7 protein-coding genes and 1 pseudogene are annotated in these 9,143 nt (G+C 47.1%); 5 read left to right on the forward strand and 3 right to left on the reverse strand.

Features of this window, described 5'->3' with window-relative positions:
- Positions 1–26: 26 nt before the first annotated feature.
- Entirely contained in the window at positions 27–1,475 is a 1,449-nt protein-coding gene (gene murC, locus NI465_RS07365; RefSeq protein WP_005245710.1) for a UDP-N-acetylmuramate--L-alanine ligase, read from the reverse strand.
- Between the two features lie 12 nt (positions 1,476–1,487).
- Positions 1,488–2,585: an undecaprenyldiphospho-muramoylpentapeptide beta-N-acetylglucosaminyltransferase gene (gene murG / locus NI465_RS07370; protein WP_253144880.1), complete on the reverse strand. Its 1,098-nt coding sequence runs from the start codon at positions 2,583–2,585 to the stop codon at positions 1,488–1,490.
- A gap of 424 nt (positions 2,586–3,009) precedes the next feature.
- On the opposite strand from murG, the pseudogene NI465_RS07375 reads away from it, so the two are divergent.
- A pseudogene (locus NI465_RS07375) lies at positions 3,010–4,234 on the forward strand (MFS transporter).
- Between the two features lie 51 nt (positions 4,235–4,285).
- Here the strand turns inward: NI465_RS07375 and gshB are convergent.
- Positions 4,286–5,236 (reverse strand): glutathione synthase, encoded by a 951-nt coding sequence (gene gshB, locus NI465_RS07385; RefSeq protein ID WP_005250312.1) that lies wholly within the window; start codon positions 5,234–5,236, stop codon positions 4,286–4,288.
- A gap of 131 nt (positions 5,237–5,367) precedes the next feature.
- Between gshB and NI465_RS07390 the strand changes: the two genes are divergently transcribed.
- The 4 genes from NI465_RS07390 (at position 5,368) to NI465_RS07405 (ending at position 8,857) form a co-directional block, all read left to right on the forward strand.
- A complete protein-coding gene (locus NI465_RS07390) occupies positions 5,368–5,568 on the forward strand; it encodes a DUF3565 domain-containing protein (protein WP_004281307.1) in 201 nt (66 codons plus the stop codon).
- A gap of 124 nt (positions 5,569–5,692) precedes the next feature.
- Positions 5,693–6,115: a hypothetical protein gene (locus tag NI465_RS07395; protein WP_005267669.1), complete on the forward strand. Its 423-nt coding sequence runs from the start codon at positions 5,693–5,695 to the stop codon at positions 6,113–6,115.
- A gap of 41 nt (positions 6,116–6,156) precedes the next feature.
- Positions 6,157–7,923 (forward strand): copper resistance system multicopper oxidase, encoded by a 1,767-nt coding sequence (locus NI465_RS07400; RefSeq protein ID WP_253144885.1) that lies wholly within the window; start codon positions 6,157–6,159, stop codon positions 7,921–7,923.
- Positions 7,910–8,857, forward strand: coding sequence for a copper resistance protein B (locus NI465_RS07405; RefSeq protein ID WP_253144886.1), 948 nt, complete (start codon positions 7,910–7,912; stop codon positions 8,855–8,857). The genes NI465_RS07400 and NI465_RS07405 overlap by 14 nt, the downstream gene beginning before the upstream one ends.
- Positions 8,858–9,143 lie beyond the last annotated feature (286 nt).

Here is a 9,143-nt window from a genome sequence, read left to right on the forward strand (position 1 = left end):
CAATTCAATTCAGTCACGCAAGATGACTATTTTATATATAAATGATTTTGTGCAAGTTCGACTGAGATTGCTCCAACATTACCTGCGCCCTGGGTTAATAACAAGTCATTTGCTTGCAATACTTTTCTCATGATCTGATTCAGGTTGCCGTCCGCCGCATCAACCAGAATCGGCTCGACTTCACCACGTAGACGAATGCTACGAGCCAAAGTACGGCTGTCAGCCCCGACAATCGGTTTTTCACCGGCAGGATAAACATCCAGCAACAATAACTGGTCTACAGTAGAAAGTACTTCCACAAAATCATCAAAACAGTCACGGGTACGGCTATAACGGTGTGGCTGGAACATCATTACCAGACGACGGTCCGGATGACTCTGACGCGCAGCTTTAATCGTGGCTTCGACTTCTTTTGGATGATGACCATAGTCATCCACCAGTTTCACGTCACCGCCCTCAATCGCAAACTCACCCTGAACTTCGAAGCGGCGACCTACGCCACTGAAACCTTCCAGTGCACGGCAGATTGAAGCGTCAGACACGCCTTCATCGGTTGCTATACCAATCGCAGCCAAGGCATTCAGCACATTATGCAAACCTGGTTGATTGACCGTTACACGCAATGGCTCACGCTCTTTACGCAATACGGTAAAGTGGGTTTGCATGCCATCTTGATCAACATCTACTGCGCGGATGTCATTGTCCTCATTGAAGCCATAAGTCAGTAACGGACGTGCAATCCGCGGCATGATTTCACGGATATTGGCATCATCACCACACACTACGGCCAAGCCGTAAAATGGCAATTTTTGCAGGAACTGGATAAAAGTATCTTTCAGGACATCGAAGCTACCGCCATAGGTATCCATATGATCGGCATCAATATTGGTAACCACGGCAGCCATCGGTTCTAGGTGCAGGAAAGAAGCATCTGACTCATCGGCTTCGGCCACGATATAACGGCTGGCGCCCAAGGCCGCGTTCATACCGGTACGGTTCAGCAAACCACCGATCACATAGGTTGGATCCATGTTTTCTTCAGCCAGCATACAGGTGATCAGACTGGTGGTCGTGGTCTTGCCATGCGTGCCGGCAACGGCAATACCATGACGGTAACGCATCAGTTCACCCAGCATTTCCGCACGGCGAACCACAGGAATACGGTTTTCAATCGCGGTTTTAATTTCCGGATTTTCTTTATCGATCGCGGTAGAGACCACGATCACGTTGGCGCCCTTAATATTATTTGCAGTATGTCCGATATAGACTTTAATGCCATTCGCTTCCAGCTGTGCGGTGGTATTGGATGCCTTGATATCTGAACCGGAAACTTTATAGCCCTGGTTTTTCAGTACTTCTGCAATACCACACATGCCTGCACCACCGATCCCCACAAAATGAATGTGTTTGATACGGCGCATTTCTGGCACTTTAATTAACTTTTTCGCTTGTTCAGCTGGGGTTGTTGGAGACATAGTTTACTCGGATTACAATTCTTGAATTAAACGGACCACATGTTGAGTCGCATCAGGTTGAGCCTGTCGGCGTGCTTTCACGGCCATTTCCATTAACAGCTGGCGATTCAGCATCGGCTCTAATAATGTTTTTAAACTTTCCGGAGTCATCGTGGCCTGCGGGCAAATCTTTGCCGCATTGATATTGGCCAGAAAACCGGCATTGGCCGTCTGGTGATCATCGACCGCACTTGGAAGCGGCACAAAAATCGCAGCTACCCCGGCAGTGGCAATTTCAGTTACGGTCAAAGCTCCGGCACGGCAAATCACCAGATCAGCCTCGCTATAGGCTTTGGCCATATCTTCAATAAAGGGCTGTACTTCAACTTGCAGACTGGCCGGTGCATTTTCATAACGTGCCCGTGTCGACTCGGCATGATTTTGCCCACACTGATGATAGACGCTTAATGGCACATTGAGTTGCTTTAAAGCTTCTGGAACCCGTTCATTTAAGGCTTGCGCCCCCAAAGACCCACCAACGATCAGAATATGTAAGGGTAGTCCTGCCTTGTCACGCTCCTGATAACGCCAGGACGGATTTAAAATTTCGCTAATTTCTTGTCGTACCGGATTACCTGTAGTCACGACTTTTTCTTGGGCCGGAAAAGTATTTGGAAAAGCCTGGCACACCGTCTTTGCCACACGCGACAATTGGGTATTGGTAAAACCGGCAACTGCATTCTGTTCATGGATCAGCACCGGAATGCCTAAGATACGTGCGGCCAAACCACCCGGGCCTGCCACATAGCCGCCAAAGCCTGCCACGGCATCGACCTTAAGCTGTTTCATGAATTTCATGGCACTGAAGGTGGCTTTCATAATTTTAAAAGGCGCCAAGGCTTTACGTACAAAACCGTTGCCACGCACACCCTGAATATCAATCTGATAAATGGGAATATTCTGGTTTTTTAACAGGCGGTTTTCCATGCCTACGGGCGTGGCCAACCATGAAACCTGTATACCTTTTTGTTGTAAATCTTTGGCAACAGCTAACGCTGGAAACACATGTCCACCTGTACCTGCGGCCATCATCATGACATGTTTAGGCTGTTTTTGCTGAGCTTCGGTCACGGTTTAATTCTTCAATTCAAAAAATGGAGCAGGAAATCTGATTTAAGTAATCAATTGTAATCACAAACCTCAGGCCATGAAAGTTTATTTACTTTATTTCAACAAGGCTTTAATTGTTTTTTTCACGCAAACTTCAAGTTTAGACTCGTTTTATTTATAAGGTCTGCACTTTTCCTTCGACTTAAGTGACATATCATATCAATTTTAAATAGTTTTCTCATTATATTATCAATAACTTTGCCACGAAGAGCGCTTTATTTACAGCGGTCTTCCGTTTTCTCCCGTTCACCTCCTCTCTTATCATTGGCCGATAATCTCAGGCTTAAATCCTATCAATTTTATAAAAGTTTCATGCTATTCATATCTATATATGAATGATGCTTGATGTACAAGCAGATGCTTTAAATGGACTCAGTTCGGATAGATGTCAAAAATATCATTTCGTGATGTATGGATTATCTTGGCCGGTTATCTGGCTGCGATCCATGTCGGCAAACTTTCGGCCGTGATTCCTGTGTTGCAGCAGGATTTAAACCTGAGTTTTACTCAGGCTGGTTTTTCATTAGCATTGGTGCAGGCTGCCGGAATGCTGTTTGCGCTATGCATTGGCGCCTTCTCGGAAAAAATGGGATTAAAGCGCTGCCTGATCATGGCCTTAATCATTTTAGGGCTGAGCAGTCTTGCCGGGCTTTGGATTACGCAGCCTGCCACTTTATATGTATTGCGTTTTATGGAGGGAATCGGGTTTTTAACCATCTCCTTGTGTGCGCCAGCCATTTTAAAACGTACCAGCCGCGCTGAAACACTGAATTTCAAGATGGGACTCTGGAGTTCCTATATGGGCATCGGTGTCAGTCTGGCCGTATTGACGATTCCTCTCCTGCTTGAATATCTGGACTGGCAAATGATCTGGGCCATTTTGGGCTGCCTGTGCCTTGTCATTGCTGGCATGATTAAACAATATTTAAATATTGAACCTGTCTTGGTAACACAGCCAGACTCTTCTCAGCCAGCTACGGAAAACACCTCATTCTGGCAGATTGTTCAAATTACCCTGACCCATCCTCCCATTATCTGTCTGGCGATTATTTTTGCCTGTTATACCAGTCAATGGATTACTGTCACGGGCTTCCTGCCTACGCTGTATGTCGAACAGGGGCTGGACTTAAAACGCGCAGGGGCTGGACTTAAAACGCGCAGGGATGCTGGTCTCGATAGTCGTGCTGGCCAATCTGGGGGGCACTTTTGGCGCAGGCATGTTGCTGCAACAGGGTTATAGACCGCCCACCTTATTGAGTACCGGATTTGTAGCAATGCTCTGCAGCAGTGGTCTGGTGTTTGCTGCAAATGCCTGGCTCTCATTTGAATTGCAGGTTGTCAGTGCCTTGCTGTTTTCACTGATTGGCGGGATGATCCCAACCACTGTTTTTGCGATTACCCTGCACTATGCACCACGTGCCTATGCAGCAGCAGCCAGTGTGGGTCTGGTTTTACAAATTTCAGCCTGCGCACAGTTTTTTATACCGACCCTGAGCGCTGTGCTGATATCTGCCACCCAATACTGGGCCAATCTTGCCATTATCACTGTCTGCCTTTCGATGCTGGGCATGGTAATGACGGCATTTTTATTTAAGCGCTATCCCCAATGAAAAAATAAAAAAGAGCCTGCAAGCAGACTCTTTTTTCACCTGATTTTGCTTTTAAACCTGATTGGCCTGCCCCGCTTCCAGCACGGCAAACAGATCATCTGCAATCGAGGTGCCAAACTGGGTGTCAATTTCACGGATACAGGTTGGACTGGTTACATTAATTTCAGTAACATAATTTCCGATCACATCCAGCCCTACAAAGACCAGACCTTTTTCTCTGAGATACGGCCCTACTTTTGCTGCAATGGCTTTGTCATTTTCAGTCAGGGGGCGTGCCTCACCTAGGCCACCCGCGGCCAGATTACCACGCACTTCCCCATTTTGTGGGATACGGGCCAGGCAGTACGGAACTGGCTCGCCATTAATCATCAGGATGCGTTTATCGCCTTCGACAATTTCCGGAATATAACGCTGCGCCATGATCGGCTGGGTACCATTATTGGTCAGCATTTCAATGGTTGAACCGATGTTGATGCCATCCTGATACAGGCGGAAAATCCCGGTGCCGCCCATGCCATCCAGCGGTTTTACAATCACATCGACCTGTTCTTTGAGAAATTCACGGATCAGGCTTTGCTGCGAAGTCACCAAGGTCGGAACTTGCAGATGCGGGAACTGGGTCGCGAACAGTTTTTCATTACAGTCACGCAGGCTTTGCGGTTTGTTGATGATCCATGCCCCTTCGCGCTCTGCCTGCTCCAGAATATAAGTGGTATAGACGAAGTTCATATCAAAAGGCGGATCTTTACGCATCAAGACAACGTCATAAGCAGCGATCGACTCTTTTTGTTTTTCGCCAAGTTCATAATAATGGTCGTAGTCTTCAAATACCTGTAGCGGCGCGATCAGACCAAAGGCCTTGCCCTGATCGATATATAAATCTTGCTGCAATGCATAACCGAGTTCATGCCCGCGACGTGCTGCTGCCCACAGCATGGCCATGGTCGAGTCTTTCTTCAGGTTTACATTTTCAATGGGATCCATCACAACAAGTACGCGCATGTGTCTCTGCTCTTTTTCAAAAAATGACTTGGCAAGGAGTATAGCTTGTGTCGATTCTTTTGTTTATGGTGATTTTGCATGACTTATTTTATATAGGTACTGAGACAGATTGAGCCCACAGGAGGTTTGCCATGCAACAGGCCATTATCGGTTTTCACCTGGATGAGGAACAGCATTGGGTTGCAGAGCTGGCCTGCGGACATGGCCAGCATGTGCGGCATACCCCGCCCTGGCAAAATCGCCCATGGGTGATGACCGAGCAAGGACGTAAAGAAAAACTCGGGATGCTGCTAGACTGTAAAAAATGCGAAAAGTGCGAAACTGAAACCTGAACCTATGAAAAAAGTAGTATGTAGGTGACCTAAAAAATAATCTTGTCCAGAATTTGCTAATTTGAGTTACTGCGTTTATGCTTTTATTGCTCAAACATGCAGCGCATTTTTTCAGGGTGTACTTTTGCTCATACGGCTCGTCAAACAGATCTGGTTGGTGATGCTTGTGGTTTTTGCCATAGGCTGGAGCAGTGTGTCTGTCGCATCTGCAAACACCATGCATCTGGTTATGCCGTCTGAAAAAACGAATCCTCATTGTCTGGAAATGACAAAACCCTCTGCTTCTCACTCGCTGCATAAGACTGATCATCATCAAGATCAGGAACTGATTCAGCCGGACTGTGTCAGTGACAGCACCCAGCAGTCATCAGATTGTCTGGATTGTGGCACTATGGCCTGCCAGAACTTGGTCACCAGCCTGCCCATTACAACGCCCGAGTTAAGCGTGCCTGATCACGGTTATCCGGAAAAAACCCTCCTCCCTGCTTACCATGCCCAGCACCTTGCCGGTTACTGGCAAGAAATCCTGCGCCCACCCAAAGCTTGATCCTGAATTTTTAAATTTTTTTATTCATTAAGGATTAAGTTATGTTGCTTAAAATCAGTCAAAGCCTGTGTCTGGGCTTCGGTCTCATCTCGTCGTCTGCCTTGTTTGCAGCCGTAAAAGAATATCATCTGGTCATTGATGAAAGCCCGATCAATCTCACCGGAAAGACGGTCAAGCGTATCACTGTAAACGGAAAATTCCCTGCACCCTTGCTGGAATTTGAAGAAGGTGATGATGCAGTCATTCATGTACAAAACAACCTGAACAATCAGGATACCTCGCTGCACTGGCATGGCCTCCTCCTGCCCGGGCTGATGGATGGTGTCCCCGGATTTAACGGTTTTCAGGGGATCAAACCGAAACAGTCTTTTACTTATCGCTTCAAGGTTCGTCAAAACGGCACCTATTGGTATCACGCACATTCCAAAGGTCAGGAACAGGATGGCCTCTATGGCGCATTGGTGATTCGCCCCAAAGCACAGACATTACTACCTCCACATGAACAAACCGAGCGGGATTATGTGGTGATGCTGTCAGATTTTCACGAACAAAGCGGCCAGCAGATTCAGAACAATTTAAAAAAATCGGCCGAATATTATCAGAACCAGCGTGAAACCTTGGGCGATGTACTCCAGCAGGTGAAACGTGATGGCCTGAAGGCCACCTGGTCAGACCGCAAGATGTGGAACCAGATGCGTATGCTGAAAACCGACCTATCTGATGTTACCGGTTATACCTTTCTGGTCAATGGAAAAACGCCGCAACAAAACTGGAGTGGCCAGTTCCAGCCCAATGAAAAAGTCCGCCTGCGTTTCATCAATGCTTCTGCCATGTCGTTTTTCGATGTGCGTATTCCCCAGCTGAAAATGACCGTGGTCAGTGCCGATGGACAACCGGTGCAGCCGGTCAATGTAGATGAATTCCGTATCGGAACTGCTGAAACCTATGATGTGATTGTGGAACCCACTGCAGCGCATTACCAGATTGAAGCGGAATCGATCGACCGCTCAGGCTTTGCCATTGGCGGTCTGCATCAGGCAACTGATTCAAGTAAAGCCCCGGCTCCGGTTCAATTACCAACACCGCGCCCTCGTGCCTTATTGACCATGGAAGATATGGGACATGGCGAACAACATGACATGTCACATGACACACACAGCAGTCAGACCATGCAGACTGCCACAAGTGAACATGATCAACATGCCCAGCACGACATGCATGCAAGTCATAATGCCATGTCCGGAACCAATCAGCCTCATCAGCCGGTTGAGGGCTGGGCCAATATGTCTACGCCTGCAGGGCACAAAGCCTTGCAATATCAAGACCTCAAAGCCCTGACACCACAACCTGATACCCGTGCAGCAGAACGTGAACTGGTGATTCGTCTGGGTGGAACCATGGAGCGCTATATCTGGACCATGAATGGTAAAAAATTCAGTGATGCCGAGCCACTTCAGGTGAAATATGGCGAGCGGATCCGGCTGAAATTTATCAATGACAGCATGATGGCCCATCCGATGCATTTGCATGGCATGTTTATGCAGCTGGAAAATGGTCAGTCTGCTGCAAATATGCCAAATAAACACACCGTGATTGTGCCGCCCGGGAAAACGGTGACCACCCTGCTCACAGCAGATGAACTGGGAGAATGGGCGATTCACTGCCATCTGCTCTATCACATGAGTGCCGGCATGATGAACAAGCTGATTGTGGCGCATGTGAATGATGATCAAGCATCTCACCCTTCTTCACAAAAAATGCCGTCAAAACCAGCAGCAGCTGAAGGAGCAAGCCATGCACATCACTAATCTTTTTGTAAAGTCAGTGCTCAGCAGTGCACTTATCCTAAGCAGTCTGAGTGTTTTTGCGGCAGCTTCTAGCGAGCATACGGGTCATAATGAACATCAGCATCATAGCGGACATCATGCCATGCAAAACATGACTGATGACCACGCACAGCATACTGAAACAGTAGATGCTGCATCTTATCAACCACCACCAAAGTTATCACATCAACCGCATGCGCCGAGCACACCACAAAATTCAGTCAGTTCTGCCAGCGAACATGATCATCGTAAAGAACATGGCGCACAGATTTATAGCCAGATTATTCTGGACCAGAAATGGCAGCATAGTTCAGAGGGAAATGGAGCATTCAAGTCCAAGAACCAGGCCAGAGTCGGCACGGATGAAAATAAAATCTTTCTCAAGCTAGAAGCCGACAAACATGAATCCCGTCAGGCCGAATATGATGCCAAAGTGTTGTATAGCCGAAATATTTCCGATTTTTGGGATGTGCAGACCGGGGTGCGCTATCGACAGGAAAATTTAGCCGAGCCTGCTACACAACAGCAGAACGAGCGCTTCGATGCAGTATTTGGGCTACATGGCCTGGCCCCCTACTTTTTCGAAACGGATGCTCATGTTTATGTCGGTGAAGATGACTTTGTCGGATTAAAACTGGAAACAGAGCGTGACCTGTTATTGACGCAGAAACTGATTATGCAGCCCTTTGTCGAACTGGATGTCATCCTGAATGATCAGGCAGCGAATGCGAAAAAAACCGGCCTTAGTCATGCCACCTTGGGCCTGGAAACACGCTATGAACTGAGCAAAAAGCTCATGCCTTATCTGGAAGTCGGTTATGAATACAGCAAAGGCAACCAACAGACGGCCTGGCAGCAAAGTTCAGATTCAGAAAAAGGCTGGATCTATTCGGCAGGTCTGAAAATGATGTTCTAAATTTTTGATACAGAAAATTATGCAGCTACGGGATATGAAGCTCCATTCATGTCCCGTAGCGCTATGGCACTATACATTTGGCTGAGGAAGATTTTTTAATCCTATGAACTGTACATGCAATGCTTTTCTGTACTTTCCCGCTCATTAAGACACTTGTTATTTTGCGAAAAACTAGGGTGTGTTGACACTTTTAGTTTAAAAAAATAGCGAAGTAGTAAAATCAAATCGCCAAACCCAATTTTACTATTCGCTATGCCTCGTACCATGCTGACAGATCAACACTGGC

This window comes from Acinetobacter lwoffii (assembly GCF_024129855.1).
Taxonomy (GTDB): Bacteria; Pseudomonadota; Gammaproteobacteria; order Pseudomonadales; family Moraxellaceae; genus Acinetobacter; species Acinetobacter lwoffii_L.

Bases quoted from the DNA above. Each gene is read 5' to 3' on its own strand.
- murC (WP_005245710.1), bottom strand. From the start codon at position 1,475: ATGTCTCCAACAACCCCAGCTGAACAAGCGAAAAAGTTAATTAAAGTG.
- gshB (WP_005250312.1), bottom strand. From the start codon at position 5,236: ATGCGCGTACTTGTTGTGATGGATCCCATTGAAAATGTAAACCTGAAG.
- NI465_RS07390 (WP_004281307.1), top strand. From the start codon at position 5,368: ATGCAACAGGCCATTATCGGTTTTCACCTGGATGAGGAACAGCATTGG.
- NI465_RS07400 (WP_253144885.1), top strand. From the start codon at position 6,157: ATGTTGCTTAAAATCAGTCAAAGCCTGTGTCTGGGCTTCGGTCTCATC.
- NI465_RS07405 (WP_253144886.1), top strand. From the start codon at position 7,910: ATGCACATCACTAATCTTTTTGTAAAGTCAGTGCTCAGCAGTGCACTT.